Source organism: Sporichthyaceae bacterium (genome assembly GCA_036493475.1).
Lineage (GTDB): Bacteria > Actinomycetota > Actinomycetes > Sporichthyales > Sporichthyaceae > DASQPJ01.
On record DASXPS010000146.1, the window covers coordinates 1 to 2710 of the forward strand.

The 2710-nt window shown below is 69.3% G+C and carries 2 protein-coding genes; both read left to right on the plus strand.

Translation table 11 applies throughout. From position 1 onward, the window contains the following. The coding region (locus tag VGJ14_14940) for a universal stress protein (protein ID HEY2833724.1) at positions 1-533 on the plus strand (533 nt) is incomplete at its 5' end. Between the two features lie 133 nt (positions 534-666). Further along, positions 667-2358 carry an IS1634 family transposase gene (locus VGJ14_14945; protein ID HEY2833725.1) on the plus strand — a complete coding sequence of 564 codons (1692 nt, stop codon included), beginning with the start codon at positions 667-669 and terminating at the stop codon, positions 2356-2358. The last annotated feature ends 352 nt before the right edge of the window (positions 2359-2710 follow it).

A 2710-nucleotide genomic window follows, 5' to 3' on the forward strand; every position in this document is an offset into this window, starting at 1 on the left:
GGCCGCTGTCGGACCCGGCCCCGATGCCGAACGATCGGTACCGACCGGCGCCGCGATCGTCGCCGGAGCTCAAGTACCGGAGCCCGTCACCGGGCGGCGCTCCACAACACGTGGCAGGAGGCGTCATGGGCGAGCGGATCGTGGTGGGAGTGGACAACTCAACGGGCGGCCGGGAGGCGCTGGCCTACGCGCTGCGCGAAGGCGGAATGCGCGGGGCCGAGGTCGAGGTGATCGGCGCGTACTGGGTGCCGCAGTACTGGCCCAGCCAGGCACACGACGCCGACGCGCACCTTAACAAGATCGTTGCAGAGGTCCGGGCCGAGTTCCACGGCATCGAGCCGACCGCCGTGCGCGTGCGCGCAGTCGCTGGCGACACGACCCCAGCGCTGCTGGAGGCCGCGCACGGGGCCCAGCTGCTCGTGGTGGGCAGCAGGGGCCACGGTGGCTTCACCAGCATGCTGGTCGGCTCCGTGAGCTTGCAGTGCGTGCTGCACGCCGGCTGCTCGGTGACCGTGGTCCGTCCCACTACCTAGCCCGAGTTTCCAATGATCATGGTTTCGCTGGCTTGATCATGATGTTTGGCTTCTCGCGCTGAGGGCCCTGACCAGGGGCTTGTCCGGCGTGGCAGGTGGACCGGTGCGTCGGAAGGGTGTATTACCCATAATTGTGTCCTCGATCATCAAGAAGCGTCGCGGCGGGAGGACCTACCTCTACGCGGCGACGTCGGCCCGGGTGGAAGGCCGGCCGCGGATCGTGGAGCAGGTGTACCTGGGCACCGAGGAGGAGGTGATCGCCCGGTTGACCGCGACGCCGGGCGATGACCCGAGCGTGCCCGACACCGAGCACCGCCGCTTCGGCGACGTCGCGGCGGTATGGGGGATGCTGGCCCGGCTGGACGCGATCGCGGTGATCGACTCCGTGGTCGGGGACGGGCACGGCGGCGGGGTGTCGGTGGGCACCTACCTGGGGTTGGCCGCGGTTAACCGGGTGTGTGACCCGAAGTCCAAGAGGGCGTTCGCCGACTGGTGGACCGGGACCGCGCTGGGCCGGATCACCCGGATCCGGGTCGGCGCGTTGGATCACCGCCGGTTCTGGGACGCGATGGACGCGGTCACCGTGGAACAGCTGGAGCAGATCGAGGCGGCGCTGACGAAGCGGATGATCGAGGTGTTCGGGCTGGAGGTCCAGGCGTTGATCCTGGACATGACCAACTTCGCCACGTTCATCGACTCGGGCAACCAGCGGGCGCCGATCGCGCGGCGCGGCAAGGCCAAGCAGAAACGCTACGACCTGCGCATCGTCGGTCTCGGGCTGGTCGCCACCCGCGACGGTGCGGTCCCGCTGCTGTCACGGGCCTATCCGGGCAACAAGGTCGACGTCACCCAGTTCACCGCGATGATCGAGGAGCTGACGCGGCGCTACACCTCGGCGCTGGGCGGCCCGGGAGCGGCCACGCTCACCTTCGACGCCGGCCAGAACTCCGAACCCAACTTCACCCGGCTGGGCGAGCTGGGCCTGCACTTCGTCGGGTCGGTGCCCCCCAGTGACCACCCCGCCCTGCTCGCCCGCCCGGCCACCGACCGCCACATCGTGCCCGCCTACGCCGAGGAGAAGCTGACCGCGTTTGAGACCCGTGCGATGGTGCTGGGCCGGCGACGGCGGGTCATCCTGACTCACTCGCCCGGCCTGCACGCCGCCCAGCAGGCCGGGTTCGCCCAGACCCTGCGCAAGGCCGCCGCCGCGCTGACCACGCTGGCCGACCGGCTGGCCCGCGGCCGCACCCGCCGCCCACACTCGAAGGTGCAGGCCGAGATCGACACCATCCGCGCGCCCCGCTGGGTGGCCCGAGTGATCACCACCGAGCTGACCGGCGACACCCCCGCGACGATGCGCCTGTCCTGGCGGATCGACCAGAACGCGCAGGCCGGGCTGGAGGAGGAGATCTTCGGCAAACGGATCCTGGTCACCGACCACGACGACTGGCCCCTCGACCAGGTCATCGACGCCTACCGCTCCCAGGAACACCTCGAAGCCGCGTTCCGCCAGGCCAAAGACCCACACGTGGTGTCGTTCGCCCCGATCCGCCACTTCACTGACCACAAGATCCGCGTGCACCTGTTCACCTGCGTGCTCGCCCTGGCCCTCGCGCACCTGATGCGCCGCGAATGCGCCCGGGCCGGGCTGTCGCTGTCGGTGCCCGCGCTGCTGGCCGAGCTCGACGGGATCGGCGAGACCATCCTGCTCTACCAGGGCGAACGCGGCCGACCCCGAGCCCGGCACACGATCACCAAGATGACCCCCACCCAACAGCGTCTCTACGAGATCTTCGACCTCACCCGGTACGCCCCCCGCCGCTGACGTGGGTAATACGCCAAACTGAAGATCGAAAACTGCTGAACCTGCGGAAACACGGCCGGAGCCTCAAGATCTTTGGAAACTCGGGCTAGGGCCGGCGCCATTGGCGTTTAAGTACGTATCGCGCTAGCTCACACACCCATTGAGCGCGCCGCACCCTGAGTGCAGCGGGTGTGCCGCATACAAACCGGGTGTGCCAGCGCGTGCCGGCAGACCGTTAGACACGCCGGTCCCAAAGGGTGCGGGTGGCGGCGTGGTCGGGTTTGCCGTGGTCGTGGCGGGGGATGCACGCGACGAAGACGACCCCGAGCGGCACCTTGTAGCCGGCCAGCCGTTCGCGGACGTGTGCCAGTAG